This is a genomic window from Pseudomonas sp. Z5-35 (assembly GCF_051131945.1).
Taxonomy (GTDB): Bacteria; Pseudomonadota; Gammaproteobacteria; order Pseudomonadales; family Pseudomonadaceae; genus Aquipseudomonas; species Aquipseudomonas marvdashtae.
Genome location: NZ_CP071640.1, coordinates 4,665,639 through 4,692,525 on the forward strand (window position 1 = coordinate 4,665,639; position 26,887 = coordinate 4,692,525).

The 26,887-nt window shown below is 60.8% G+C and carries 24 protein-coding genes, 4 tRNA genes and 1 pseudogene; 20 read left to right on the forward strand and 9 right to left on the reverse strand.

What is annotated here, in order from left to right; all coding sequences use genetic code 11:
• From J3P95_RS21440 to J3P95_RS21490, 11 genes are all read left to right on the forward strand, one after another.
• Window positions 1-1,431 carry a sigma-54-dependent transcriptional regulator gene (locus J3P95_RS21440; protein WP_434558661.1) on the forward strand — a complete coding sequence of 477 codons (1,431 nt, stop codon included), beginning with the start codon at window positions 1-3 and terminating at the stop codon, window positions 1,429-1,431.
• 715 nt (window positions 1,432-2,146) lie between these two features.
• Entirely contained in the window at window positions 2,147-3,544 is a 1,398-nt protein-coding gene (locus tag J3P95_RS21445; protein WP_434558662.1) for a polynucleotide adenylyltransferase PcnB, read from the forward strand.
• 3 nt (window positions 3,545-3,547) lie between these two features.
• Window positions 3,548-4,033 (forward strand): 2-amino-4-hydroxy-6-hydroxymethyldihydropteridine diphosphokinase, encoded by a 486-nt coding sequence (gene folK / locus J3P95_RS21450; protein WP_434579743.1) that lies wholly within the window; start codon window positions 3,548-3,550, stop codon window positions 4,031-4,033.
• Between the two features lie 225 nt (window positions 4,034-4,258).
• Window positions 4,259-5,059: a 3-methyl-2-oxobutanoate hydroxymethyltransferase gene (panB, locus tag J3P95_RS21455; protein ID WP_434579741.1), complete on the forward strand. Its 801-nt coding sequence runs from the start codon at window positions 4,259-4,261 to the stop codon at window positions 5,057-5,059.
• Window positions 5,056-5,916: a pantoate--beta-alanine ligase gene (gene panC / locus J3P95_RS21460; protein WP_434558665.1), complete on the forward strand. Its 861-nt coding sequence runs from the start codon at window positions 5,056-5,058 to the stop codon at window positions 5,914-5,916. Before panB ends, panC begins: the two co-directional genes overlap by 4 nt.
• A 123-nt stretch (window positions 5,917-6,039) precedes the next feature.
• Window positions 6,040-6,420 carry an aspartate 1-decarboxylase gene (panD, locus tag J3P95_RS21465; RefSeq protein WP_003228271.1) on the forward strand — a complete coding sequence of 127 codons (381 nt, stop codon included), beginning with the start codon at window positions 6,040-6,042 and terminating at the stop codon, window positions 6,418-6,420.
• Window positions 6,421-6,633: 213 nt separating this feature from the next.
• Complete coding sequence (gene pgi, locus J3P95_RS21470) at window positions 6,634-8,298, forward strand: glucose-6-phosphate isomerase (protein WP_434558666.1); 1,665 nt, start codon at window positions 6,634-6,636, stop codon at window positions 8,296-8,298.
• A 123-nt stretch (window positions 8,299-8,421) separates the two neighbouring features.
• Window positions 8,422-10,359 carry an acetate--CoA ligase gene (acs, locus tag J3P95_RS21475; RefSeq protein ID WP_434558667.1) on the forward strand — a complete coding sequence of 646 codons (1,938 nt, stop codon included), beginning with the start codon at window positions 8,422-8,424 and terminating at the stop codon, window positions 10,357-10,359.
• A gap of 221 nt (window positions 10,360-10,580) precedes the next feature.
• On the forward strand, window positions 10,581-11,597 hold the full coding sequence (locus tag J3P95_RS21480; RefSeq protein WP_434579739.1) for a class I SAM-dependent rRNA methyltransferase: 1,017 nt from the start codon (window positions 10,581-10,583) through the stop codon (window positions 11,595-11,597).
• A gap of 118 nt (window positions 11,598-11,715) precedes the next feature.
• A complete protein-coding gene (locus tag J3P95_RS21485; RefSeq protein WP_434558669.1) occupies window positions 11,716-14,649 on the forward strand; it encodes a DUF748 domain-containing protein in 2,934 nt (977 codons plus the stop codon).
• Between the two features lies 1 nt (window position 14,650).
• Window positions 14,651-14,947 (forward strand): DUF2845 domain-containing protein, encoded by a 297-nt coding sequence (locus J3P95_RS21490; protein WP_186613100.1) that lies wholly within the window; start codon window positions 14,651-14,653, stop codon window positions 14,945-14,947.
• Between the two features lie 181 nt (window positions 14,948-15,128).
• On the opposite strand, the gene J3P95_RS21495 is transcribed toward J3P95_RS21490, so the two are convergent.
• Together J3P95_RS21495 and J3P95_RS21500 are read right to left on the reverse strand one after the other, a co-directional pair.
• Window positions 15,129-15,482, reverse strand: a complete 354-nt coding sequence (locus J3P95_RS21495; RefSeq protein ID WP_434558670.1) for a BON domain-containing protein — start codon at window positions 15,480-15,482, stop codon at window positions 15,129-15,131.
• 266 nt (window positions 15,483-15,748) lie between these two features.
• Window positions 15,749-16,156: a pilin gene (locus J3P95_RS21500; RefSeq protein ID WP_434558671.1), complete on the reverse strand. Its 408-nt coding sequence runs from the start codon at window positions 16,154-16,156 to the stop codon at window positions 15,749-15,751.
• Window positions 16,157-16,380: 224 nt separating this feature from the next.
• On the opposite strand from J3P95_RS21500, the gene pilB reads away from it, so the two are divergent.
• From pilB to yacG, 5 genes are read left to right on the forward strand one after another with little or no spacing between them, the layout of a single operon-like run.
• Window positions 16,381-18,081 carry a type IV-A pilus assembly ATPase PilB gene (gene pilB, locus J3P95_RS21505; RefSeq protein WP_434558672.1) on the forward strand — a complete coding sequence of 567 codons (1,701 nt, stop codon included), beginning with the start codon at window positions 16,381-16,383 and terminating at the stop codon, window positions 18,079-18,081.
• Window positions 18,082-18,083: 2 nt separating this feature from the next.
• Window positions 18,084-19,301: a type II secretion system F family protein gene (locus J3P95_RS21510; RefSeq protein ID WP_434579736.1), complete on the forward strand. Its 1,218-nt coding sequence runs from the start codon at window positions 18,084-18,086 to the stop codon at window positions 19,299-19,301.
• Between the two features lies 1 nt (window position 19,302).
• Window positions 19,303-20,172: a prepilin peptidase gene (locus tag J3P95_RS21515; RefSeq protein ID WP_434579735.1), complete on the forward strand. Its 870-nt coding sequence runs from the start codon at window positions 19,303-19,305 to the stop codon at window positions 20,170-20,172.
• Window positions 20,172-20,795, forward strand: coding sequence for a dephospho-CoA kinase (gene coaE / locus J3P95_RS21520; RefSeq protein ID WP_434558675.1), 624 nt, complete (start codon window positions 20,172-20,174; stop codon window positions 20,793-20,795). Before J3P95_RS21515 ends, coaE begins: the two co-directional genes overlap by 1 nt.
• Complete coding sequence (yacG, locus tag J3P95_RS21525) at window positions 20,792-20,998, forward strand: DNA gyrase inhibitor YacG (RefSeq protein ID WP_434558676.1); 207 nt, start codon at window positions 20,792-20,794, stop codon at window positions 20,996-20,998. The genes coaE and yacG overlap by 4 nt, the downstream gene beginning before the upstream one ends.
• Window positions 20,999-21,044: 46 nt before the next feature.
• Here the strand turns inward: yacG and J3P95_RS21530 are convergent, their stop codons facing one another.
• Window positions 21,045-21,731 (reverse strand): energy-coupling factor ABC transporter permease, encoded by a 687-nt coding sequence (locus J3P95_RS21530; RefSeq protein WP_434579733.1) that lies wholly within the window; start codon window positions 21,729-21,731, stop codon window positions 21,045-21,047.
• 143 nt (window positions 21,732-21,874) lie between these two features.
• Here J3P95_RS21530 and J3P95_RS21535 point away from each other — a divergent pair, with 143 nt between their 5' ends.
• From J3P95_RS21535 to J3P95_RS21550, 4 genes are read left to right on the forward strand one after another with little or no spacing between them, the layout of a single operon-like run.
• Window positions 21,875-22,501 carry a DUF1780 domain-containing protein gene (locus J3P95_RS21535; RefSeq protein ID WP_003185538.1) on the forward strand — a complete coding sequence of 209 codons (627 nt, stop codon included), beginning with the start codon at window positions 21,875-21,877 and terminating at the stop codon, window positions 22,499-22,501.
• The gene (locus J3P95_RS21540; protein WP_434579731.1) at window positions 22,498-23,025 is read left to right on the forward strand and encodes an MOSC domain-containing protein; all 528 of its coding nucleotides are present in this window, start codon (window positions 22,498-22,500) and stop codon (window positions 23,023-23,025) included. The genes J3P95_RS21535 and J3P95_RS21540 overlap by 4 nt, the downstream gene beginning before the upstream one ends.
• 52 nt (window positions 23,026-23,077) lie before the next feature.
• The gene (locus J3P95_RS21545; RefSeq protein WP_039593877.1) at window positions 23,078-23,251 is read left to right on the forward strand and encodes a DUF3094 family protein; all 174 of its coding nucleotides are present in this window, start codon (window positions 23,078-23,080) and stop codon (window positions 23,249-23,251) included.
• A 60-nt stretch (window positions 23,252-23,311) separates the two neighbouring features.
• Entirely contained in the window at window positions 23,312-24,610 is a 1,299-nt protein-coding gene (locus tag J3P95_RS21550) for an NAD(P)/FAD-dependent oxidoreductase (RefSeq protein ID WP_434558679.1), read from the forward strand.
• 70 nt (window positions 24,611-24,680) lie between these two features.
• On the opposite strand, the gene J3P95_RS21555 is transcribed toward J3P95_RS21550, so the two are convergent.
• From J3P95_RS21555 to J3P95_RS21580, 6 genes and pseudogenes are all read right to left on the reverse strand, one after another.
• A complete protein-coding gene (locus J3P95_RS21555) occupies window positions 24,681-25,544 on the reverse strand; it encodes a methyl-accepting chemotaxis protein (RefSeq protein WP_434626707.1) in 864 nt (287 codons plus the stop codon).
• Window positions 25,536-26,306, reverse strand: a pseudogene (locus J3P95_RS21560) (MCP four helix bundle domain-containing protein); the annotation flags it as partial. The pseudogene J3P95_RS21560 and the gene J3P95_RS21555, both read right to left, overlap by 9 nt.
• Before the next feature lie 145 nt (window positions 26,307-26,451).
• Window positions 26,452-26,528, reverse strand: a tRNA-Pro gene (locus J3P95_RS21565).
• A gap of 95 nt (window positions 26,529-26,623) precedes the next feature.
• Window positions 26,624-26,699 (reverse strand) — tRNA-Lys (locus tag J3P95_RS21570).
• Between the two features lie 5 nt (window positions 26,700-26,704).
• A tRNA-Pro gene (locus tag J3P95_RS21575) sits at window positions 26,705-26,781 on the reverse strand.
• A gap of 7 nt (window positions 26,782-26,788) precedes the next feature.
• Window positions 26,789-26,864, reverse strand: a tRNA-Asn gene (locus tag J3P95_RS21580).
• Between the last annotated feature and the right edge of the window lie 23 nt (window positions 26,865-26,887).

Genomic DNA, 26,887 nt, shown 5'->3' on the forward strand with positions numbered 1-26,887 from the left:
ATGCCGCACATTTTGATCGTCGAAGACGAAACAATTATCCGCTCCGCCTTGCGCCGCCTGCTGGAACGCAACCAGTACCAGGTCAGCGAAGCCGGTTCTGTGCAGGAAGCACAAGAGCGCTTCAGCATTCCAACGTTTGACTTGATCGTCAGCGACCTGCGCCTGCCCGGCGCCCCCGGCACCGAACTGATCAAGCTCGGCCAGGGCACGCCCGTGCTGATCATGACCAGTTACGCCAGCCTGCGCTCGGCGGTCGACTCCATGAAAATGGGGGCCGTGGACTACATCGCCAAACCGTTCGACCACGACGAAATGCTCCAGGCCGTGGCCCGCATCCTGCGCGATCGGCAAACGGCGATCAGCCAGCCCTCCGAACCGACGAACGGCAAGGCGGCTCCAGGCAAGGCAGGCGCCAGCAACAGTAACGGTGAAATCGGCATCATCGGTTCTTGCCCGCCCATGCAGGACCTTTACGGCAAGATCCGCAAAGTGGCACCGACCGACTCCAACGTCTTGATCCAGGGCGAGTCAGGTACTGGCAAGGAGCTGGTGGCCAGGGCGCTGCATAATCTTTCCCGTCGGGCCAAGGCACCGATGATTTCGGTGAACTGCGCAGCCATTCCGGAAAGCCTGATCGAGTCCGAGCTGTTCGGCCATGAAAAAGGTGCGTTCACTGGCGCCAGCGCCGGACGCGCCGGCCTGGTGGAAGCGGCGGATGGCGGCACGCTGTTCCTCGATGAAATTGGTGAACTGCCGCTGGAAGCCCAGGCGCGATTGCTGCGGGTGCTCCAGGAGGGCGAAATCCGCCGGGTCGGTTCGGTCCAGTCGCAAAAGGTCGATGTACGCCTGATCGCGGCGACCCACCGGGACCTCAAGAGCTTGGCGAAAATCGGCCAGTTCCGGGAAGACTTGTATTACCGGCTGCACGTGATCGCCCTGAAGCTGCCGCCCCTGCGCGAACGCGGCGCGGACGTCAACGAAATCGCCAGTGCCTTTCTTGCCCGTCAGAGCGCGCGCGTCAACCGCACCGACCTGAAATTCGCCCCGGACGCCGAGCAGGCCATTCGTCACTACGCCTGGCCTGGTAACGTCCGTGAACTGGAAAACGCTGTGGAGCGAGCGGTAATCCTATGCGAAAGTCCGGAAATTTCCGCTGACCTGCTGGGTATCGACATTGAATTGAGCGACCTGGACGATGACGAGTTCATCGGTCTCGCACCTCAGCAAGGCGGTGCGAACAACAACAGCCACGAGCCCACCGAAGACCTGTCACTGGAAGACTACTTCCAGCATTTCGTCCTGGAACACCAGGATCACATGACCGAGACCGAGCTGGCTCGCAAGCTGGGCGTGAGTCGCAAATGCCTGTGGGAACGCCGCCAACGCCTGGGCATACCACGGCGCAAGACCGGGGTCGCCAGCGAAAGCTGATGCGCGGGTAACACCGCCGAATGTGAAAAAACTGTTACCGCAGCTTTTTCACGTAACAGAAGCCGGGGTTTACGGTAACGAAACCCCGGCTTTTTTTCGCCCTGAAAAAACCGGCATAACCATAGAACCTCCGGTTTCTCTGGGCCTGACAAAAGTTGGCACGCACCCTGCTATAGCTTTGGTACAAGAACAATAACAAGCAATGCACAAGACAATAAAAATAAGACGAATCGACTCACGCACAATAAAAACAAGACGGCGAGAGGCGCAGCTAACTGATTCTTTTGGAGAGGCGTTGTATTTGGGGCTTGCCCCGCAACCAGGCCGAGAACAATAAAAACTGTCTCAAGACAGGTGCCTGAACTGGTTGGATCGATAGATCACTGCAACACAGCGACCAAAGCAATCCGTTTGCTCTTGGCTCCCGATTGGGAGGGTCACGAAGGGAAAACTTCGTGGCGCGGGCACTCAACAAAAACAAGAAGCCCGAAACCAATAATAAAAACGAGTACGCAACTAATTCTGGGGGAGCTTCGGCTCCCCTTGTGGTTTCTGTCATTCCCTGCCCCGAAGCCTCCTACAGAGCTTGTCGCTTAAAGCTTGCAGCTCAAAACTCCTGTGTCCTACACCATCCCTCGACTAAATGCTAGAATCCCCGCCCATCATGCGGTCATTCTTTGTTTTTGGCCGAATATTCCTTCAAACAGTGCCTCCCATGCTGAAGAAGCTGTTCCAGTCATTCCGTTCTCCCTTGCGTCGTACGCAACACATTCGCAGCACGCCTGAAGTGCTCAACAGCGGCCAGCATTCATTGCAAAAGGCCCAATTCAGCCGTTATGCGGTGAACATCGTCGAACGCCTGCAGAACGCCGGCTACCAGGCTTATCTGGTCGGCGGGTGCGTGCGCGACATGCTGTTGAACATCACCCCCAAGGATTTCGACGTTGCCACCAGCGCCACGCCTGAGCAGATACGGGCCGAGTTTCGCAATGCGCGAATCATCGGGCGCCGTTTCAAGCTGGTGCATATCCACTTTGGCCGCGAAATCATCGAGGTGGCGACGTTCCGCGCCAACCATCCGCAAAGCGATGAGGAAGAAGATAGCAACCAGTCTTCTCGCAACGAGAGCGGACGCATCCTGCGCGATAACGTCTACGGCACGCTGGAAGAAGACGCGCAACGCCGCGACTTCACCATCAACGCCCTGTATTACGACCCGGTCAGCGAGCGCATTCTCGATTACGCCAATGGCGTACACGACATCCGCAACCGTCTCATCCGGCTGATTGGCGATCCCAAGCAGCGCTACCAGGAAGACCCGGTGCGGATGCTGCGGGCCGTGCGTTTCGCTGCCAAGCTGGATTTCGGCATCGAGAAGCACAGCGCCATGCCGATTCGCGAACTCGCCCCGATGCTGAGGGAGATTCCTTCGGCGCGCCTGTTCGAGGAAGTCCTCAAGCTGTTCCTGTCGGGCCACGCCGCAGATACTTTTGAAATGCTCGTGGACCTGCAGTTGTTCGACCCACTGTTCCCGGCCAGTGCCGAGGCGCTGGAATACAACCCGACCTACACCCACACCTTGATCAGCGAAGCGCTGGTCAACACCGACCTGCGCATCAAGCAGAACAAACCGGTGACCCCAGCGTTCCTGTTCGCCGCCTTGCTCTGGCCTGCACTGCCCGCCCGGGTATTACGCTTGCAGGAGCGTGGCATGCCGCCGATCCCGGCAATGCAGGAAGCCGCCCACCAGCTGATTGCCGAACAGTGCCAGCGCATCGCGATTCCCAAACGTTTCACGATGCCGATCCGCGAGATCTGGGACATGCAGGAGCGCCTGCCACGGCGCAGCGGCAAACGTGCCGATCTGTTGCTGGACAACCCGCGTTTCCGCGCCGGCTATGACTTCCTGCTGCTGCGCGAAAGCGCCGGCGAACAGACCGATGGCCTGGGCGAATGGTGGACTGATTACCAGGATGCCAACGACAGCGAACGCCGCGACATGATCCGCGAGCTCAGCGGCAAGGACGACGGCGCCAGCGGCCCGCGCAAGCGTCGGCGCAGCAGTGGCGCCAAGCGTAAACGTGCCGGTGTGCCAAGCGCCTCGGACGAGTAATCGATGGAACGCATCTACGTCGGCATGGGCAGCAACCTGGCCGAACCCGCCGAACAGTTGCGCAGCGCCATCGAAGCCCTGGCGCGACTGTCCGAGACTCGACTGGTGGGGGTTTCAGCGTTTTATCAAAGCGACTCCCTGCTCCCCGGCCAGCCGCGCTACACCAATGCCGTGGCCGCGCTGGACAGCAGCCTTGCGCCGCTGGACTTGCTCGATGCGCTGCAAGCCATCGAAACCGGCCAGGGCCGCGAGCGCCTGGAGCGCTGGGGCCCGCGCACCCTCGACCTGGATATCCTCCTGTTCGGTGATCGGCTGATCGACGAGCCCCGCCTCAAAGTCCCTCATTACCACATGCAAGCCAGGGCCTTCGTGCTCTATCCGCTGGCGGAGTTGGCGCCCGCCGACCTGCGCCTGGCCGACGGCCGCCTGCTCAAGGACTTGCTCGCCGAGTGCCCGTTTCTCGGCCTCGAGCGCCTGGACCATCCTTAGGTTGCGGTACCAGACAGTCACAATCTGGGCGCGCCTCCCAGCTGAAACGCATCAGTAACCTCGGTAACACCCGGCGGTAACACATCCAATTGACTTCCCCGGTACTCCTCACGACTATAGGCGTCCCGTTGCCGCCAACGCGGCGCTGAAGGGCGCAATCCGGGCCTTACAAGCACCACGCATAGAGGGTGCGCCTGTATTCGAGCGCCTAATGAGGACTTTTACATGCCAGCTATTACCCTGACCACGCTGCAAGGTCTCAAGCAAAAAGGTGAAAAGATCACCATGCTGACCTGCTATGACGCCACCTTCGCCCATGCCTGCAATGAGGCCGGTGTCGAAGTGCTGCTGGTGGGCGACTCCCTCGGCATGGTGCTGCAAGGTCACGACAGCACATTGCCGGTAACCACCGCCGAGATGGCCTACCACGTGGCCGCCGTCAAACGCGGTAACACCGATGCGTTGATCCTCGCCGACCTGCCGTTCATGGCCTATGCCACCCTCGATCAAACCATGACCAACAGCGCCATGCTGATGCAGGCCGGTGCCCACATGGTCAAGGTCGAAGGCGCGCTGTGGCTCGCCGACTCGATCCGCCTGCTGGCCGAACGCGGCATTCCCGTGTGCGCGCACCTGGGCCTGACCCCGCAGGCGGTGAATATCCTCGGCGGCTACAAGGTTCAGGGTCGTAATGAAAACCAGGCACGGCAGATGCGCGCCGATGCCATTGCCCTGGAGCAGGCGGGCGCCGCGATGTTGCTGCTCGAATGCGTACCCACCGAGCTGGCTGAAGAAATAACCCAGGCGGTGAAGATCCCGGTGATCGGCATCGGCGCTGGCAGCGCCACCGATGGCCAGGTGCTGGTGCTCCACGACATGCTCGGCCTGTCGATCACGGGTCGCGTGCCCAAGTTCGTGAAGAACTTCATGGCCGGGCAAAGCACTATCCAGGCCGCGCTCGGGGCTTATGTTGCCGAAGTGAAGGGCGTGACCTTCCCGGGCGCCGAACACGGATTCTCTGCATGAACACCGTCAAGACCGTACGCGAACTGCGAGCCGCCGTGGCCCGTGCCCGCAGCGAAGGCAAACGTATCGCTTTCGTCCCGACGATGGGCAATCTGCACAGCGGCCACATGGCGCTTGTGACCAAGGCGGCGCAACGGGCCGACTTTGTCGTGGCGAGCATCTTCGTCAACCCGCTGCAATTCGGTGCTGGCGAAGACCTGGACAAATATCCCCGCACCCTGGCGGCCGATCAGGAAAAGCTGCTCCAGGCCGGGTGCCATTTGCTGTTCGCGCCAAGCGTCGAGGAAATGTATCCCGACGGCATGGCCGGGCAGACCCGCGTCAGCGTCCCACAGCTGTCCGAAGGACTGTGCGGTGCCAGCCGGCCAGGGCACTTCGAGGGTGTGGCGACAGTCGTCAGCAAGCTGTTCAACATGGTCCAGCCGGATCTCGCGGTGTTTGGCCAGAAGGACTTCCAGCAGCTGGCGGTGATCCGCGCTCTGGTCCATGACCTGAACATGCCGATCCAGATCATCGGCGAGCCGACCGTGCGCGCCGAAGACGGCCTGGCGCTGTCGTCGCGCAACGGCTTCCTCAGCCCCGAACAGCGCGCCGTCGCGCCGGTGGTCTATCGCGCCCTGGGCCAGATAGCCGAGGCGATCAAGCAGGGACAACGGGATTATCCGGCGCTGACCGCCGAGCAGCTCAAGCAACTCGAAACGGCCGGCCTGCGCCCCGACTACTTGGAAATCCGTCACGCCCGGACCTTGCGTCCGGCCACCCAAGAGGATCGCGACCTGGTGATCCTTATTGCCGCCTTCCTGGGCACCACCCGGTTGATCGACAACCTGCACCTGGACCTCGACGCGCTCGTCTGAGATAGCCAGGCCGTCTATGGGAGCGAAGCCACTCGCTTCCATAGGCGGTTTTGCGCGTTATTGCCGCCTTGCCAGCCTTCGGGCAAACTGCGCGCCGTTCGGACCCGACCAGAGGAAACACTCATGCACGCCATCATGCTCAAGGCCAAGTTGCACCGCGCCGAAGTCACTCACGCCGTGCTCGATTACGAGGGCTCCTGCGCCATTGACGGTGAATGGCTGGATTTGTCGGGCATTCGTGAGTACGAACAGATCCAGATCTACAACGTCGACAACGGCGAGCGCTTCACCACTTATGCCATTCGTGGCGAAGAAGGCTCACGGATGATTTCGGTCAACGGCGCTGCGGCACACAAGGCCAAGGTGGGCGACCGCGTCATCATTTGCGCCTACGCCCACTACAGCGAAGCGGAGCTGCTCAACTTCAAGCCGCGCATGCTGTACATGGCGCCGGGCAACGAACTGAGCCACACCAGCAACGCCATTCCGGTCCAGGTTGCCTGACCAGCCCGCCTGTCGGGCCATTCCCAGCCCGGTTGTATAAAAAAGTACCGGGACACGGTCAGACAAAGTCAAGACAGATCGCAACGCGAGGTTTACTGTATTCGCCCTGTGCCCGGCGATCGTGTCGACGCAGTTGTCCGGACGCCCTCCGAGGGCCTCGCCGGAATTTTTAGTGTACAAAAGGTCGTTCAAGTAAAAAGGAAACCCGCAGCGATGGCGTACTACCGAACTCCTCAAGACGTGACCGCTCTGCCCGCCTGGCAAGCGCTGAATGACCACCGCAAAGCCATGCAGGATTTCAGCATGCGCGAAGCGTTCAATGCCGATCCGCAGCGTTTCAATCATTTCACCCTTTCCAGCTGTGGCTTGTTTCTCGACTACTCGAAAAACCTGATCAATGCCCAGACCCGTGACCTGCTGGTGGGCCTGGCCAACGAAGTCGACCTCCAGGGCGCAATCAAGGCGCTGTTCGAAGGCGAAATCGTCAATGCCTCCGAGAACCGTCCCGCCCTGCACACCGCCCTGCGTCGCCCGGTGGGCGACAAGCTGCTGGTGAACGGCTCCAATGTGATGCCCGATGTGCACAAGGTGTTGAACCAGATTACCGACCTGGTGGGCCGCATCCACGACGGCCTATGGCGCGGCTACACCGAAAAGCCTATCACCGACGTGGTGAACATCGGCATCGGTGGCTCCTTTCTCGGCCCTCAGCTGGTGTCCGAAGCGCTGTTGTCCTACACACATAAAGGCGTTCGCTGTCATTACCTGGCGAACATCGACGGCAGCGAGTTCCACGAGCTGACCCTGAAGCTGCGCGCCGAGACCACGCTGTTCATCGTCTCGTCGAAATCTTTCAACACCCTCGAAACCTTGAAAAACGCCCAGGCGGCGCGTGCCTGGTATCTGGCCCAGGGTGGCTCGGAAGCGGAGCTCTACCGCCACTTCATCGCGGTATCGAGCAACAACGCCGCCGCCGTGGCCTTCGGCATTCGCGAAGAGAATATCTTCCCGATGTGGGACTGGGTCGGCGGGCGCTACTCGCTGTGGTCGGCCATTGGCCTGCCGATTGCCCTGGCCATCGGCATGTCGAACTTCAAGGAACTGCTGTCCGGCGCCTACTCCATGGACCAGCATTTCCAGAGTGCGCCGTTTGAACAGAACATGCCGGTGCTGCTGGCGCTGCTGGGCGTGTGGTACGGTAACTTCTGGGGTGCGCAGAGCCATGCGATCCTGCCGTACGACCATTACCTGCGCAACATCACCAAGCACTTGCAACAACTGGACATGGAATCCAATGGCAAGAGCGTGCGCCAGGACGGTACGCCGGTCTCCACTGACACCGGTCCGGTGATTTGGGGCGGCGTCGGCGCTAACGGCCAGCACGCTTACCATCAGCTGTTGCACCAGGGGACTCAATTCATCCCGGCCGACTTCATCGTGCCGATCGTCAGCTTCAACCCGGTTTCCGACCATCACCAATGGCTGTACGCCAACTGCCTGTCCCAGAGCCAGGCGCTGATGCTCGGCAAGACCCGCGTCGAGGCCGAGGCCGAGCTGCGGGACAAGGGCGCCAGCGAAGAAGAAGTGCAGAAACTGGCCTCCCACAAAATCATTCCTGGCAACCGTCCGAGCAACACCTTGGTGGTCGAACGCATCAGCCCGCGCCGCCTCGGCGCGCTGGTTGCGCTGTACGAACATAAAGTCTTCGTCCAAAGCGTGGTCTGGGGCATCAACGCCTTCGACCAATGGGGCGTGGAGTTGGGCAAGGAGTTGGGCAAGGGCGTCTACAACCGCCTGGTGGGCAGCGAAGAAACCGCCGCCGAAGATGCTTCGACCCAAGGCCTGATCGACTACTTCCGCGGGCGTCATCGCGGCTGATGGTGATCAAATAGCGGTGGGGGCGAGCTTGCTCGCCCCACACTGTTTCCATGTACAACTTGAACTGGATATTCACTCGGCGCATCTTTATGTCTTGTCGCAAAACAAGAATAAGGAACCGTCATGTTCGATATCAGCCAGTACCCCCACGCCGATGCCGTCCGCCGGGCTGCGCAACTGAGTCAGGACGAGTACAAGCGGCTCTACAAAGAATCCATCGAACACCCCAGCACGTTCTGGGCTGAGCAAGCCACGCGTTTTCTCGATTGGATGACGCCCTGGCAGACTGTCCAGCGCTACGACCTCAAGAGCGGTGAAGCCAACTGGTTCGCCGGCGGCAAGCTGAACGTCAGCGCCAACTGCATCGACCGCCATCTGGATACGCGCGGTGACCAGACCGCAATCATCTGGGAAGGCGACAATCCCGCCGAATCGGCAGAAATCACCTATAAAAAACTTCACCATCACGTTTGCCGACTGGCCAACGTGTTGAAAAGCCGTGGCGTGAAGAAAGGCGACCGGGTCTGCATCTACATGCCAATGATTCCGGAAGCGGCCTACGCCATGCTTGCCTGCACTCGCATTGGCGCAGTGCATTCGGTGGTATTCGGCGGGTTCTCGCCGGATTCGTTGCGTGATCGAATCCTCGACGCCGATTGCCGCACCGTCATCACTGCCGACGAAGGCGTGCGCGGCGGGCGGTTCATACCGCTCAAGCGTAACGTCGACAAAGCGCTCGAAAGCTGCCCGAACGTCAGCACCGTGCTGGTGGTCGAGCGCACCCAGGGCGAGGTGAACTGGGTCGAAGGCCGTGACCTCTGGTATCACCAGGCGATGCACGAGATGAGCGATGAGTGCCCGCCTGAGCCGATGGATGCCGAAGACCCGTTGTTCATCCTCTACACCTCCGGTAGCACCGGCAAGCCCAAGGGCGTGCTGCACACCACCGGCGGTTATCTGCTGCAAGCGGCGATGACCTTCAAATACGTACTCGACTATCGCGACAACGAAGTGTTCTGGTGCACCGCCGACGTCGGCTGGGTCACCGGCCACAGCTACATCGTCTACGGCCCGCTGGCCAACGGTGCCACCACTTTGATTTTCGAGGGCGTACCGAGCTACCCGAGCAGTTCGCGCTTCTGGCAGGTCATCGACAAGCATCAGGTCAATATCTTCTACACCGCCCCGACTGCCCTGCGCGCGCTGATGCGCGAAGGCGCCGGGCCGTTGCAGGACACGTCCCGCAAAAGCCTGCGATTGCTCGGCAGTGTGGGAGAGCCGATCAACCCGGAGGCGTGGGAATGGTATTTCAACGTGGTCGGCGAACAGCGCTGCCCGATTGTCGATACCTGGTGGCAGACCGAAACCGGCGGCATCATGCTCAGCCCCCTGGTGAGCACGCCTCGGCTCAAGCCGGGCTGCGCCACCCAGCCGATGTTCGGTGTGCAGCCAGTGTTGCTGGATGAAGTTGGCAAGGAAATCAGCGGCCCGGGCAGCGGTGTGCTGGCAATCAAATCCAGCTGGCCGGCGCAGATTCGCAGTGTCTATGGCGACCATCAACGCATGGTCGACACTTACTTCAAGCCCTACCCCGGCTATTACTTCACCGGCGATGGTGCGCGACGCGACGAAGATGGCGATTACTGGATCACCGGACGCATCGACGACGTGATCAACGTCTCCGGGCATCGCATCGGCACCGCCGAAATCGAAAGCGCCCTGGTGCTGCACGACAACATTGCCGAGGCGGCGGTGGTCGGTTATCCCCACGATCTCAAGGGCCAGGGCATCTATGCCTTCGTCACCCCAATGGACGGAGTCGAGGCCAACGACGAACTGAAGAAGGAACTGCTCGCCCACGTCAGCAAGGAGATCGGCAGTTTCGCCAAGCCGGAACTGATCCAGTGGGCGCCGGCCCTGCCCAAGACTCGCTCGGGCAAGATCATGCGGCGCATCCTGCGCAAGATCGCCTGCAACGAACTCGACAGCCTCGGCGACACCTCGACCCTGGCCGATCCAAGCGTGGTGGAAGGGTTGATCGACACGCGCCTGAACCGCTGAAGCCATACACAAGAACCTGTGGCGAGGGAGCTTGCTCCCGCTCGGCTGCGCAGCAGACGCAAAATCGCTGTCGCCCCTTGGAAAACAGGGGGGCGCTTCGCACCCCAGCGGGAGCAAGCTCCCTCGCCACAAAAGCGCTGCCTGACTCAAACCTGCAGGCAATACCCGAGTATGCATAACTGCTAAACTCCCGCGCCTCATTTCCTTAAGGCGCGCCCGGCATGTCTTCCTTGAATCTGGCGCTGCGCGCCGCCCTCGACCAGCGTCAGGCGCTGCTTGGCCAATTGCATCAGCAAGGCACCGACTGCTATCGCCTCTTCCACGGCAGCCAGGAAGGCGCGCCGGGCCTGACCGTCGACCGCTACGGCCCGCAACTGCTGGTGCAGAGTTTTCACCAATCGCTGGCGCGGGAGGAATTGCTGCAGTTGCACGCCATCGTCAACGAACGGCTGGGCCTGGACACCCTGCTTGTCTATAACGACCGCGCCCGGGGCAACTCGCGCGTCGATCGCCAGGACAATGTCTATCAGGCTGACGAGGCCGCGCTGCAAGACTTGGTCGGGCATGAATGGGGCCTCAATTACCGCGTTCGCGGACGGCATGCCGGGCAGGATCCGTTGCTGTTCCTCGACCTGCGCAACGCCCGTGGCTGGGTCAAGGATCACAGCCGCAACAAAAGTGTGCTGAACCTGTTCGCCTACACCTGCGGGGTGGGCCTCAGCGCGGCGGCGGGTGGGGCGCGCGAGGTGTGCAACCTGGATTTTGCCGAGGGCAACCTGGCGGTTGGCCGCGAGAATGGCCTGCTCAATCCCGATCTGCCGGCGATGGAGTTCGTGCAATCGGATTATTTCCCGGCGATCCGCCAGCTGGCCGGCCTGCCCATCAGCCAGCGGCGCGGACAGAAACTGCCCAGCTACGTGCGCCTGGAACAACGCCAATACGACCTCGTGCTACTCGACCCGCCCGCCTGGGCCAAGAGCGCATTCGGCACGGTCGATCTGTTGCGCGACTATCAAAGCCTGCTCAAGCCGGCATTGCTCACGACCGCCGAAGACGGTGTGCTGATCTGTTGCAACAACCTGGCGAAAGTGTCCATGGACGACTGGCGCGAGCAGGTGTTGCGTTGCGCACAGAAGGCTGGCCGCCCGGCGCGCGAATGGAGCGTGCTGGCGCCCGGCGGCGATTTCCCGTCGCAAGATCAACAACCGCCGCTTAAAACCCTGGTCCTGCAGTTCTGACCCTGTCTCGGCAATCCTACGGAAAAAACGGACAAATCTCATAAAACACAGTGGCTTCGGAACCGTAAACGCATGCCATACTCCAAGGCACTCCGATTCACACCAGATGAAGCCATACATGTCCAAAGGATTGATTCGCACGCTCGGCGCCCTGTTGACCGCACTGGCCCTCTACAGCTTGTTGGGTTTCCTGATATTGCCGGGCATTGCCTTGCGAATCGCCAATCAGCAATTGGCCACCCACGCGACGGTGCCGGCGCAGATCCAACGCATCGAACTCAATCCTTTCAGCCTTGAAGTCAGCCTGTGGGGCCTGGTTATCGGTGAGCCGGGCAAGGAGCAAGTTGCCTTCGAGCGGCTCTACGCCAACCTGCAGATCGACAGCCTGTGGTCCGGTGCGCTGCACCTGGCCGACATCGAGCTGGACAAGCCCAAGACCGAAGTGGTGTTCGCCAAGGACGGTCGGCTGAACCTGCTGGGCCTGTTCAAGCTGCCGGCCAGCGAACCGACGCCGGCAGACCCCGAGGCCAAGCCGTTTCCCCTGCGGGTCGATCGAATCATGTTGGCCGGTGGTTATCTGCATTTCCAGGACTTGCGCCCCAGCGAGCCCATCGAGTTCCTCTACGACACCCTCGATTTCGAACTGAAAAACCTCAGTACCCTGCCCGACGACAGTGCCGACATGACCCTGGTGGCGGTCAGTCCGCAAGGCGGCCAACTCGACTGGACCGGCAATTTCAGCCTCACGCCGATCGCCTCCGAGGGCACGCTGAAAATCACTCGCGGCCAGATGAAGGCGTTTTGGCCCTACGTGCGTGACGCGGTGCCCCTGGTGTTGGAAAACGGTGTGCTGGACCTCAGCACGGACTATAAGCTCAACCTCGCCAAAGGCACGGAGCTGCTGCTCAGCAACGCCGCCGTCAGTGTCGCGCCCTTCGCCATCAAGGCGCCTGATGGCCGCCCGCTGGTCAAGCTGGAGCGCCTGGACGTGAGCGAAGCGTCGCTGGACCTGGCCAAACAGCAAGTGATCGTGGGCAAGATTCGCAGCCAGAAACTGGAAACCTGGGCCGCTCGCGAAGCGGACGGGCAACTGGACTGGCAGAAACTCTTCGCCAGCCAGCCGGCCAAACCACAGGTCAAGGCTGAACCGGCATCGGCGCCGGCAGCCGCCGACTCGCCCAAAGCGGAGCCGACAGCGCCGAGCAAACCTTGGCAGGTGCTGTTGAAGGACGTGCAACTGCGCGATTACCACGTGCATCTGGCCGACCGCCAGGCACAACCGGCCGTGGCGCTGGACGTCGGCCCGCTGAACCTCGACTTGCAGAATTACGACACGCTCAACGGCTCGCCTTTCAACCTCAAGCTCGACACCGGCGTGGGCAAGCAGGGCAAGATCCAGGCCGACGGCGTGGTCAACCTGAATCCGGTCACGGCGAAGCTCAACGTCAAGACCCAGGACATCGACCTGCGGGTTGCCCAGTCCTATATCAACCCGTTCATTCGCCTGGAACTGCGCTCCGGGATGCTCGGCAGCGACCTGGTGGTCGATCTCAAGAGCACCGAGCCGTTGGCGCTGGCCATCACGGGCCGTGCCCAGGTCGATCAGTTGCATACCCTCGACACGCTCAAGACCCGCGACTTCCTGAAATGGGGGCGCCTGGAAATCCAGGGCCTCGACTACCAGCATGGCGACAGCCTGTCGATCAACAAGGTCAACCTCTTCCAGCCGTACGCGCGCTTCATGATCAACGACGACCGCACCACTAACGTCGACGATCTGCTCATACCGCAACCGGCCGACGGCGCGACCAAAACCACCGGAGCCAAACCGGCCTCGAAGGAAAAGCCGCTGGGCATTCACATCGGTGGCATCGCCATCAACGACGGCTCGGCCAACTTCGCCGACTTCAGCCTGACGCCTAACTTCGCCACGGCCGTGCAGCAGCTCAATGGTGCGATCGGCACCATCGACAGCCGCCAGGCCAAGCCGGCCACCGTTGACGTGAAGGGCAAGGTCGACCGCTACGCACCTGTGACGATCAAGGGCGCGGTCAACCCCTTCGACCCGATGGCCAGCCTCGACATCGCCACCAGCTTCAAGCGGGTCGAGTTGACGACCCTGACGCCTTACTCCGGTAAATTTGCCGGCTATCGCATCCGCAAGGGCCGGCTCAATCTCGACCTGCATTATCGAATCACCAAGGGCCAGCTCCAGGCCGACAACAAAGTCGTGGTCGAGCAATTGCAGCTGGGGGAAAAGGTCGACAGCCCGGACGCCGTGAGCCTGCCGCTCAAGCTGGCCGTTGCCCTGCTCAAGGATTCCGAGGGTCGGATTACCATCGAGCTGCCGGTTTCCGGCAACCTCAACGACCCGCAGTTCAGCGTGATGCCTATCGTCTGGCAGACCCTGCGCAATCTGGTGGTGCGCGCGGCCCAAGCGCCGTTCAAGCTCATCGGCGGGTTGGTGGCTGGCGGTGGCTCGGAAGACCTTGGCAGCGTGGCTTTCGCGCCGGGGGCCAGTGAGCTGAGCAAGGAAAACGAAGGTGTGTTGCTCAAGCTGGCCGAAGCCCTGGGCAAACGTCCGGAGTTGAAGCTGGAGATCGAAGGCACCGCCGCCCAAAGCAGCGATGGCCCGCTGCTCGCCGCCCAGCGCCTGGAGCGCGAATACCAGTACAACTACTACAAGATGCTCCAGCGTCGGGGCGACAAAGTCCCGGCCAAGGCTTCGTTGCTGGAAGTGCCGGAGGATGAGAAGGCTCCGCTGCTGGAAGGAATCTACCGCACCCGCCTGAAGACCCAACCGCCAGCCGAATGGACGCAACTGGATAAAAAAGCCCGCATCGACAAACTCCGTGAAGGCGTCATCAATTTCTGGAGCGGCAGCGACCTGCTGCTGCGCGAACTGGGTCAGGAGCGGGCGAGCAGCATCAAGGATTTCCTGGTGGACAAGGGCAAGCTGGCCGACGACCGCGTCTACTTCATCGACGCCAGCCTCGGCCAAGCCGAGAGCGACGGTACCGTCATTACACCGATGCACTTGGATGCCGAATGACATGAAGCGCCTGTGCGGACTTGGCCTGGGTTTGTTATTGGCCGCTGGCCACGTGTCGGCTGCCAATACGCTGCGCTGCGGCAGCCAGTTGATCAGCGTTGGCGATCGCTCCAGCGAGGTGCTGCAAAAATGCGGTCAGCCCGCGGCGCGCGATGACCTGGGCTACAAGCGCAGTGTCAATCGCCGGGAAGAATACCCAGTGGAGGAATGGACCTACGGGCCCCATAGCGGCATGTATCAATACCTGCGCTTCGAGGGCAATCGGCTGGTGGAGATCACCAGCAAGCGTGGGCGCTGACCGTCACTGTGCAACATGCACCTTTACCCGTCCCAGAATAGAACAGGCCCCCGGCACGAATGCCGGGGGCCTGTAATGGCCACGTCCGTGTGGCCTTTCGCATGAACTCCAAAGCAACGGCAAACGTATATCTCAGCCCGCTTGCCGTGCCTTCTCCCAGTCCAGGCGAGAAGCCTTAGCCTTACTCGGCTTTCAGGCCGTCAGCCGATACGGCCTTGACGCCTTTGATTTTCTTGGTGATTGCCACAGCGGTGTCTTTTTGTGCGTCAGTGACTTTGGTCATCGAAGACAGGGACACAACACCTTTGTTGGTTTCGACTTTGATGTCGCTGCCTGGAATGCCTTTTTCGGTAACCAGGTCAGCTTTGACCTTGGTGGTGATCCAGGTATCGGAAACGTCTTCCTTAGCCTCTGTCACTTCGCCCGCAGCCAGCATCATCGGGGCCTGAGTAGCTTGAGTGGTCTCGGCGAAAGCGCTAGCCATGGACAGGGTCAGTGCAGTGGCAGCAGCGGCAGTGATAGCGAACTTCTTCATACGAGTAACTCCTGTTTTTCTCAGAAACTGCCGCAAGTGCATCTCGGCAGGTTGTCAGGAGTAGTGCGAAGGTTGTGCCAGTTTTAAAAAATTGTTTAATTTCTTATAAATCAATCAGTTAAGCGAAGCGGCAAAATTCGGAATCATGCAAATTGCATGAGCCTCCCTTTTTCAACATGCAACATGCCGATCCTGCCTTGCCGCCAAGCTGATCAATCAAGAAGGGTTTGCACGGTGAGGGAGCGGGCCCCCTCGCCGCCCGAGTATTAGGTGCCAGGGCACGAGGTCGGCAGGAACTCCCTGGGTGCGGTGGATGCGCATGTCCAGGCGCCGTTCACATCGCGGCTGAGGGTGATCGTCCTACCCGCTATTGAGGCAGGGGCGTTCAGGAGGGAACAAACGATAGAGCCTGCCGTCGTAGCCGTGCCTGTTACCGAAATCGTGCAGTTGCTGGTTGTAGTCGGAGCGTTCATGAGGGCCAACGTTGGAGTAACTCCCTGATTCATTTGATCCTCGTACGCTACCTTCAGTGCCGAGATTTCCCCCAGCCCGGCGGTAGCCTTCGCCCTCGCTTGGTACCTGGAATATTGCGGCAACGCAAACGTCGCCAGAATGCCGATGATCGCCACGACGATCAGCAGCTCGATCAGCGTAAAGCCCTTTTGCTTACTCATAGACATCTCCCATGCATGAGTCGAAATCTCATGACCTGAAACCGCCATTGCAGGGCACATGCCAACCCTCAAGCCCCATCATTAAAGGGGGTTGGACCCGCACAACGGCAACGTCCTACCTCAACAACCGCACTATCTGACGTTTTTTGTCATCCTTGCGTGCTGGTTAGGCGCTCACGCTTGACTAGGCTATAAGACATGAACAGCCCGCGTCCGGTATCCCCATGAATGACATCGCTCTCAGCGGCCTGGCCAAGCAATTGGTGCTGGCCGAACTGATCACCGAACAAAGTGCCCAGCAGGCCTACCAACAGGCCCAGCGCAATCGCCTGCCCCTGGTCAGTTACCTGGTGCAGAACAAACTGGTCCAGAGCCGCCAGGTGGCGGAAATCGCTTCGGAGCATTTCGGCATCGCCCTGCTCGACCTCAACAGCCTGGACAAGGACACCCAGCCCGCCGGCCTGGTCAGCGAGAAACTGGTGCGCCAGCATCACGCCCTGCCGTTGTGGCGGCGCGGCAACAAGCTGTTCGTAGGCATTTCCGACCCGACCAATCACCAAGCCATCAATGACATCCAGTTCAGCACCGGCCTGACCACCGAAGCCATCCTGGTGGAGGACGACAAGCTCAGCGATGCCATCGAGAAGTTCTTCGAATCCAGCAGCACCGGCCTGGAAGGCATGGGGGATGTCGACCTCGACGGCCTGGACATCGAATCGATCGACGACCGCAAGCAGGACGCCATCGCCGGCCAGGACGGCGACGACGCGCCGGTGGTGCGCTTCGTCAACAAAATGCTGCTGGACGCGATCAAGGGTGGTTCTTCCGACCTGCACTTCGAGCCTTATGAAAAAAGCTACCGGGTGCGGGTGCGCACCGACGGCATGCTCCGCGAGGTCGCCAAGCCGCCCATTCAGTTGGCCAACCGCATCGCCGCGCGCCTCAAGGTCATGGCCAGCCTGGATATTTCCGAACGACGCAAACCCCAGGACGGCCGGTTGAAGATGCGCCTGTCGAAAACCAAGTCCATCGACTTCCGGGTCAACACGCTCCCCACGCTCTGGGGCGAAAAAGTGGTGATCCGGATCCTCGACCCCTCCAGCGCGCAAATGGGCATCGATGCCTTGGGCTACGAACCGGAACAGAAAGACCTGTACATGGCGGCCCTCAAGCAGCCGCAAGGCCTGATCCTGGTGACTGGGCCGACCGGCTCGGGCAAGACCGTGTCGCTCTACACCGGCTTGAACATCCTCAACACCGTGGACATCAATATTTCCACGGCCGAGGACCCGGTGGAAATCAACATGGAAGGTATCAACCAGGTCAACGTCAACCCGCGCCAGGGGCTGGACTTTGCCCATGCCCTGCGCTCGTTCCTGCGCCAGGACCCGGACGTGATCATGGTCGGCGAGATCCGCGACCTGGAAACCGCCGAAATCGCCATCAAGGCGGCGCAGACCGGGCACTTGGTGCTCTCCACATTGCATACCAACAGCGCCGCCGAAACCCTGGTCCGCTTGCAGAACATGGGCATCCCCGGCTTCAACATCGCCACGGCGGTGCACCTGATTATTGCCCAGCGCCTCGCGCGCAAGCTCTGCGTCCATTGCAAACGAGCCATCGACGTTCCCGAGGAAACCCTGCTCAAGGAAGGATTCCCGCGGGAACGCATCGGCTCATTCACGATCTATGAGCCGGTCGGTTGCGAGCAATGCAACAACGGCTACAAAGGTCGCCTGGGGGTCTACGAGGTGGTGAAGAACACGCCGGAATTGCAACGGTTGATCATGGCCGAAGGCAACTCCCTGGAAATCGACCTGCAAATGCGCAAGGACGGCTTCAATGACCTGCGCACCTCTGGGCTGGCCAAAGTGATGCAAGGCATCACCAGCCTCGAAGAAATCAACCGGGTCACCAAGGATTGAACATGGCGGTCAAGGCAGTAAAAACCGACGTCTATACGTGGGAAGGCAAGGACCGCAAAGGCACGAAGATGTCCGGCGAACTGACCGGCCAGAGCCCGGCGCTGGTCAAGGCGCAGCTACGCAAACAGGGCATCAATCCGGGCAAGGTGCGCAAGAAGTCCACGTCGATATTCAGCAAGGGCAAGCGCATCAAGCCGCTGGACATCGCCCTCTTCACGCGGCAGATGGCGACGATGCTCAAGGCCGGCGTGCCCCTGCTGCAGGCGTTCGACATCATTGGCGAAGGTTTCGACAACGCCAACATGCGCAAGCTGGTGGATGAGGTGAAGCAGGAGGTCGCCGCCGGCAACAGCTTCGCCGCCTCGCTGCGCAAGTGCCCACAATATTTCGACGACTTGTACTGCAACCTGGTGGATGCCGGCGAGCAGGCCGGCGCCCTGGACACGTTGCTGGACCGAGTCGCGACCTACAAGGAAAAGAGCGAAGCCCTCAAGGCCAAGATCAAGAAAGCCATGACCTACCCCGCGGCGGTGATCCTCGTCGCGGCCGTGGTCACGAGCATTCTGCTGATCAAGGTGGTGCCGCAGTTCGAATCGGTGTTCTCCGGCTTCGGCGCCGAACTGCCGGCCTTCACGCTGATGGTCATCGGCCTGTCGGAATTCATGCAAGAGTGGTGGTGGATGTTGCTTGGCGGAGCGGTGGGGACATTCTTCGGGGTGAAATACGCCCTCAGGCGCTCCCAAGCGTTTCGTGACTGGCGAGACAAATGGCTGCTCAAGCTCCCGTTGATCGGCACGTTAATGTACAAGTCCGCCGTGGCCCGCTATGCCCGCACGCTTTCGACCACCTTCGCGGCCGGCGTACCGCTGGTGGAAGCCCTCGACTCGGTCTCGGGCGCCACCGGCAACGTGGTATTCAAACGCGCGGTGCAACGCATCCGGCTAGACGTTTCGACCGGCATGCAGCTGAATTTTTCCATGCGTACTTCCGGGATCTTCCCGAACCTGGCGATCCAGATGACCGCCATCGGCGAAGAATCCGGTGCGCTGGACGACATGCTCGACAAAGTGGCGAGTTTTTATGAAGCGGAAGTGGATAATCTGGTGGACAACCTCACCAGCCTGATGGAACCCTTCATCATGGCGGTCCTGGGGGTGGTCGTCGGTGGCCTGGTGGTCGCGATGTACATGCCCATCTTCCAACTCGGCTCTGCGATCTGACATGCCCCTGAGCGAATTCTTCATGCTTTACCCCGCAGCCTTCGTGCTGACGGCCCTGTTGCTCGGGCTGGTCATCGGCAGTTTCCTCAACGTCCTGGTGTGGCGCCTGCCCAAGATGCTTGATCGCGAATGGCGCCTGCAGGCCCATGATCTCCTTGGACTTCCTGCCGAAGCCCCCGGCCAGACCTATAACCTGATGCTGCCCCATTCCCAATGTCCCCACTGCGGCCATCGCATCCGGGCTTGGGAAAATATCCCGCTGTTGAGCTACCTGATGTTGCGCGGCCGCTGTTCCAGTTGCGCCACGCCCATCGGCAAACGCTATCCGTTGACAGAATTGGCCTGCGGCGTCTTGTCGGCGTTCGTCGCCTGGCACTTCGGCTTCGGTTGGCAGGCCGCGATGGTGATGGTGCTGGGCTGGGGCCTGCTGTCCATGAGCCTGATCGACGCCGAACATAAACTGCTGCCCGATTCGCTGGTACTGCCGCTGTTGTGGCTGGGCTTGATCGCCAACAGCTTCGGGCTGTTCGTTTCGCTGAACCAGGCGTTGTGGGGCGCAGTGGCCGGTTACCTGGTCCTGTGGTCGGTGTTCTGGGTCTTCAAATTGATCACTGGCAAGGAAGGCATGGGCTACGGCGATTTCAAATTACTGGCGATGCTGGGGGCCTGGGGAGGCTGGCAAATCCTGCCGCTGACGCTGCTCTTGTCTTCGCTGGTGGGCGCGGTTATCGGGGTCATTGTGCTGCGCCTGCGCAACGCGCCAACGTCGCCACAGATACCCTTCGGCCCCTATCTGGCAATTGCCGGCTGGATTGCCTTGCTCTGGGGTGGTCAAATAACCGACTTCTATTGGCAGTCAGTCGGTTTCTAATGAACAGCTCTGCACAAAAACCCTGGATTCTCGGCCTGACCGGTGGCATCGGCAGCGGCAAGAGCGCGGCGGCCGAGCATTTCATCGACCTGGGCGTACACGTTATCGACGCCGACCATGCGGCGCGCTGGGTCGTCGAACCCGGGCGCCCGGCGCTGGCAAAAATCGCCAAGCACTTCGGCCCTGGCGTATTGCAGGCAGACGGCACGCTGGACCGCGCGGCGCTGCGCAAACTGATCTTCGAAAATGCCGAGGAGCGCCGCTGGCTCGAGGCGCTGCTGCACCCTTTGATTGCCGAGGAAATCGCCCATCATCTGGCCCAGGCACAATCGTCGTACGCGGTCCTGGTCTCGCCGCTGCTGATCGAGTCAGGCCAGTACGCCATGACCCAGCGGATCTTGGTGATCGATGCGCCGGAGCAATTGCAGATCGAGCGCACCTTGCAGCGTGACCAGACCAGCGAGCAGCAGGTCCAGGCGATCCTCAAGGCCCAATCCAGCCGCCAGGACCGCCTGAGCCATGCCAACGACGTGTTGGTCAACGACCGCGACCTCGCCTGGCTGCACAGCGAGGTCGAGCGCCTGCATCACTTTTACCTGACTTTGCGTGGAGGCCAATCATGAGCCAAGCCCCAACCGTTGACTGCCCAACTTGTGGCGCCCCCGTGGAATGGAGCCCAGAGAATAAATTCCGGCCGTTCTGTTCCGATCGTTGCAAGCTGATCGACCTGGGCGCCTGGGCGTCGGAAGAGCACAAGATTCCGGTTGCCCCGGACGCCGAAGATGAGCTGTTCAGCGAAGACTTCAATCCTCGCTCCCATCACTAGTTGTTCCACAGCATGAGGGCGGCAGACGGTGCAGCCTTGACGTGAATCAAGGCTTGTCGTCGTCATTCCAGGGAGCCGACAGGTAGCGCGTGCGGTTGAAGGTCTCCAGCCATTCGGGACTGAATACCACCAGTGCGCTGATCACCATGCCGTTGATGAACGCCTCGGGAAAAATAATCAGCCAGAGGTAGCCAATGAAATCCTCCAGCCAGTAAGGCATCGCGAACAGGCCGTCGTACCACAACAGGCCGAGCCCCACCAGCAGGCATATCAAGGCCGAAAGCGCAGCTGCGAGGAACCCCGAACAAAAGATGTACACGAACAGATTGCGCGGTTGGGCACGCTCCACCAGGATCGCGCAGCATTCGGTGATCAGCACCGGCAGCAAGACCAGCAACGCGCCATTGATCCCCACCGCCGCCATGTCCTGACGCCCCAGCAGCACCAAGGCGAGCTGGGCCAGGAGCCCGCCGAGGATCGCCAGCGGCCAGTCCAGCAGCAGGGTCACGGCGGTCATGCCGATGAAGTGATACGAAACGCCGGTGTCGAAGTCACGGCGTACCAGCCACAACATGAACAACGCGAACACCGTGCCGAACAGCAAATGCTGGCGACGGCTGTCGGTAAACAACTCGACCCACGGCGCCCGCAGTACGGCCCAGACCAAAACCGGCACATAAACCAGCCAGCCGGCCGCCAGGGTCTGGGTCGAGAGCAATTGGGCACTGATCATCGAGCGACTCCTTTGACTTGCCCTTGCATCAAAAGACCCCGTCATGAGCCTGAGATTCAAGCCGGCAGTCTACACCCCACCCGACCGCCATTTATCAACGCAACGCTTTGGGCTTGTCGCAATTGAACGCTAAGCTAGGGCCCATGGATGACTCCGATTATTTACGCTTGCTGACCATCGCGGCTGAGCAAGCCAACGCCTTTCTCTCCAATGCCCGCAAATGGGAGCGTGAGCGTTGGGTCTGCCAGCGCCTGTTGCAAGGGCTGAACGTGCCTTATCGCGCCGATGAGTTCGCGCCCGCCGGGGAACCACCCGACGTGTTGTTTCGCGATGCCAATTTCGAGGTGTTTTTTGTGCTCGATGAAGGCCGGCGCCTCAACGATGAATGGCGCGACGAGTTGCAACGTCGCCGCAGCGCCTTTTCCCTGAGCCAACTGGTGCGCCGTGAAGCCAAGCCCCGGCGCATCCCGGCCAACGAATTCCTGCTGAGACTGGCACCGACCTTGCGCAAGAAAGCCCATAACTACACCGAGCGCGGCATGGACTTGGGGGAACTGGACATCATCGCCTTCGCCAGCCTCAAGCGCGAAGTGCTGGACCTCAACAGCCACTTTCCACCGCCCACCGAATACCTGCGCCAAGGCTGGCGTTCGCTGTCTTTGGTAGGGCCGACGTTTGCCCGGGTGTTGTTCGCTCATCCCGACGCGCCGGATTTCCTGCGGGGCAATCTGGGCCGCAGTATCGTCTTCGACGTCGGGATCAGCCTGTGAGCCCGCTGCAGGAGCTGATCGCCACCGTGCCGCAACAGGGCCGCGTGCGCTGGATTGGCGTGCGCCCTGAGGGGCATGCGCCGATGATCGTCCTCGACGCCGTGGAAGCCCGCCTAGAGGCTGGACTGACCGGCGATCATGCCCGGCCCGGCGTGCGCAATGCGCGGCAAGTGACGTTGATCCAATGGGAACATCTGGCGGTGATCAGCTCGCTGATGGGCCGCTCCGAGGAACAACCGGTGCTGCCCCACGAGCTGCGACGCAACATTGTGGTCAGTGGCATCAATCTGTTCAGCCTCAAGGGACGACGCTTTCGCATCGGCCAGGCCATCTTCGAAACCACCGGCTGGTGCCAGCCCTGCGCCCGATTGGAGCGGAACCTGGGCGAAGGCACGTTCCAGGCGGTACGCGGCCATGGCGGAATCACCGCCCGGGTGTTAAAAAGTGGAATCATTCGCCTGGATGACAGCCTTCTCGTCGAGCCCGTCCCAGCGAGCGGCTATGCTGCTTTCAATGCCGGATAGCCGGACGCTGTAACGTCTTCACATTCCGCAACGTCTACCTGACGAGGCCTTTATGACCAGCCGCCTGAACCCAGATGACCAGAAGCATGTCGAAGAGTACCTGCAACTGTCCCAGCACCGAGTCGAGCGCCGGCCTTTCCGGCCGTGGATGCTCCTGGTGGTGGTACTGGCCATCACGATTGGCCTGGGCCTGTTGAGCCGACTGATCAGTTACCTGACGCTATGAGCCGATTGATGCTCGCGCAGGTAACGGCACCGAATTCCTTTAGCCTTGCGAGATATCCCCATGACTCATCGTATTGTCATCGTTGGCGGCGGCGCCGGCGGTCTGGAGTTGGCTACCCGTCTGGGTAAGACTCTGGGCAAGCGCGGTACGGCCAGCGTAATGCTGGTCGACGCGAACCTGACCCACATCTGGAAACCGCTGTTGCATGAAGTGGCCGCCGGGTCCCTGAACTCTTCCGAAGACGAACTCAACTATGTCGCCCAGGCGAAATGGAACCACTTCGAGTTCCAGCTCGGGCGCATGAGTGGCCTGGATCGTGAGCGCAAGCGCATACAGCTGGCCGCGACTTATGACGAAGCAGGCCTGGAGCTGCTGCCGGCCCGGGAGCTGGGCTACGACACACTGGTGATCGCGGTCGGCAGCACCACCAACGATTTCGGCACCGAGGGCGCGGCGCAGCATTGCCTGTTCCTCGATACCCGCAAACAGGCCGAGCGTTTCCATCAGCAACTGCTCCACCACTATTTACGCGCCCATGCGGGGCAGACCGACATTGTCGAGCGCATCAGCGTTGCGATTGTCGGCGCGGGCGCTACCGGCGTCGAGCTGGCGGCGGAACTGCACAACGCCGCCCATGAATTGCACGCTTACGGCCTGGACCGGATCAAACCGGAAAACATGCAAATCACCCTGATCGAGGCCGGGCCCCGGGTCCTGCCGGCACTGCCGGAGCGGATCGGTGGGCCGGTGCACAAGACCCTGGAAAAACTCGGGGTGAAGGTCTTGACCAACGCTGCCGTCAGCCAGGTGACCGCCGACAGCCTGATCACTGCGGATGGCAAGGTGATCGACGCGAGCTTGAAAGTCTGGGCCGCCGGGATCCGTGCGCCGGACTTCCTCAAGGACATCGACGGGCTGGAAACCAACCGGATCAATCAGCTGCAAGTGCTGCCTACGCTCCAGACCACCCGCGACGAAAGCATCTTCGCCTTCGGCGATTGCGCCGCCTGCCCGCAACCCGATAGCGACCGCAACGTCCCACCCCGCGCCCAGGCCGCGCATCAGCAAGCCTCGCTGCTAGCCAAATCCCTGAAGCTGCGGATCGAGGGCAAGGCCCTGCCTCACTACAAATACACCGACTATGGCTCGCTGATCTCGCTGTCGCGTTTCTCGGCGGTCGGCAACCTGATGGGCAACCTCACCGGCAGCGTGATGCTCGAAGGCTGGCTGGCGCGGATGTTCTACGTGTCGCTCTACCGCATGCACCAGATGGCGCTGTACGGCATGTTCCGCACGGCGATGCTGATGCTCGGCAGCAAGATCGGGCGCGGGACCGAGCCTCGGCTGAAGTTGCACTAAGGCCTTACTGACGATCGTTCCCACGCTCTGCGTGGGAGCGATCATCGCGCTGCGTGGGAACAACGCCCGATCAAACCTGAAACCGCTGCACCATCGTGCGCAACGAGTTCGCCAGTTGCGACAACTCATGGCTGGACGCACTGGTCTGGTCCGCACCGGTGGCCGAGCGCACCGACAAATCACGAATATTGACCAGGTTGCGATCCACCTCGCGGGCCACTTGCGCCTGCTCTTCGGCGGCGCTGGCGATCACCAGGTTGCGCTCGTGGATTTCATTGACCGACACCGTGATCGTCTGCAGCGCTTCCCCCGCCCGCTCCGCCATCGCCAAGGTGCTGGCAGCGCGCGTGGAGCTCGCCTGCATGGAATCCAGCGCCTGGGTCGCCCCGCTGCGCATGCCTTGGACCATCTGCTCGATTTCCTGGGTCGATTGCTGCGTACGATAAGCCAGCGCACGAACTTCGTCAGCCACCACCGCAAACCCGCGCCCGCTCTCGCCCGCACGGGCGGCTTCGATGGCCGCGTTGAGGGCCAGCAGGTTGGTTTGCTCGGCGATGGCGCGGATCACGTCCAGTACCTTGCCGATATCCTGCGACTGGTTGGCCAAGGACTGCACCAAGCCGCCGGTCACCTGCACATCGTTGGCCAAGGCGCCGATGGCATCGACCGTATCGCTGACCCGTTGTTGCCCAAGGGAAGCCGACTCACTGGACTCACGCGTGGCATCGGAGGTGGATACCGCATTGCGCGCCACTTCCTCGACAGCGGTGGTCATCTCGGTGACGGCAGTGGCGGCTTGTTCGATTTCATTGTTCTGTTGCTGCAGGCTTTGAGTGCTGTCGAGGGTGACGGCGTTCAGCTGATCGGCCGCGGTGGCCAGTTGAGAGGCTGAGCCGCTGATGCCCTGCAGGGTCTCACGCAGGTTGCGCTGCATCGTCGCCAGCGCCTTGAGCAAGCGGCTTACCTCGTCGTTGCCATGGGTCTCGATCGGCCGGGTCAGGTCACCTCGGGCAACGCTCTCCGCCGCACTCAACGCTTCGCCCAGGGGCTTGACGATGCTGCGCGTCAGCAACATGGCCAAGGCCACCGTGGCGAGGGCGGCCAGCACGACAAACAGGCTGACAATCATCCGCGATTTGGCATAGTGCTCTTGGGATTTGTGGCTCTCGATGGAAACCTGCTTGGAGAAAAGCTCGGCCAGATCATTGAGCTGCTTGCCGGAACCGTCCACGACGGTCTTCATGTCCACCAGCAGCAGCTTGATCAGATCGTCCCGGCGCCCCTGCTCTGCCAAGGTGAAGGATTGCGCGATACCTGCACGGTAAGCGGCAAAAGTCTGCTTGAACTGGTCGTAGAGGGCTTTGCCTTCAGGCGTCACGATGAGTTTTTCGTAGGCAGCGATTTTTTCGCTCAGCTCCTTGTCGCGCGTGTCCATCTGCCCGCGATACACCGGAATGTTCTTGGGGTCCTGGTCGAGGGCCATGCGCAGGGAAATGGTGCGAATTCGCAACATCCACTCGCGAATCTCGTCACCGCCGCGAATGCTCGGCAGCCATTGGGTTTCCACCGCGACTTCGCTGTCACGAATACTCGACATCTGCCCTAGCGCGAACACCCCGAGCAACGCCACCAGCACGGCGATCAAGGCAAAGCCCAACGCGGCACGGGGGGCGATATTCAACTGACGAAGAACCATAGGGAGTGCCTTTTTTATTGTTGGCCTGAAGTGGGGCCATGCCCCTGTCTGTGAGTTATCGGCGAGTTGTACGACGACTTAAGCCAATCCGCTTTTTCGCAGACAAAAAAAATCCCCGTATCTTTCGATACGAGGATTTTCAATATGGTCGGGGTAAGGGGATTCGAACTCCTGACATCCTGCTCCCAAAGCAGGCGCGCTACCGGACTGCGCTATACCCCGGTAAAAAAAAGGCGACCTTCGCAAGTCGCCTTCTTCGATCAGCGCTTTTGGCCTCTGATCTTAAGATTCGATTCCAGCGAAGCTGGTTTCAAAAATGGTGGGTCGTGTGGGATTCGAACCTACGACCAATTGGTTAAAAGCCAACTGCTCTACCAACTGAGCTAACGACCCAAATATGGTCGGGGTAAGGGGATTCGAACTCCTGACATCCTGCTCCCAAAGCAGGCGCGCTACCGGACTGCGCTATACCCCGATTGAAATGGCTCCGTGACCAGGACTCGAACCTGGGACCCAATGATTAACAGTCATTTGCTCTACCGACTGAGCTATCACGGAACTGATATTTCAAGTAACTGCAT